1 pseudogene is annotated in these 214 nt (G+C 82.7%); it reads left to right on the top strand.

Annotation, left to right across the window (positions count from 1 at the left end):
• Positions 1-214: pseudogene (locus AA75_RS40075) on the top strand (hypothetical protein); the annotation flags it as partial.

Raw genomic sequence — 214 nt, 5'->3', positions numbered from 1 at the left:
CCCGGTGGAGGGCCAGCCGGTGGACCTGGGCGCGGACGCCTCACGGCACCGGATGCCCCGTCAGGCCAGGAGCGGCGGACCGCTGCTCGGCGTCACCGCGATGACCGCGGCCCTCGGCGCCACCGGCTTCGGCGCCGCCACCCCCGCGCAGGCCGCGCCGGTGCCCGCACCCGCGGTCACGGCCGACGCCGCCGGCGACGGCGCCCCGTCCGCC

The sequence above is a fragment of the Kitasatospora sp. MBT63 genome (genome assembly GCF_000710465.2).
Lineage (GTDB): Bacteria > Actinomycetota > Actinomycetes > Streptomycetales > Streptomycetaceae > Kitasatospora.
The sequence above is the reverse complement of the archived record's forward strand: the minus strand, read 5'-3'. Positions and strand labels throughout refer to the sequence as shown.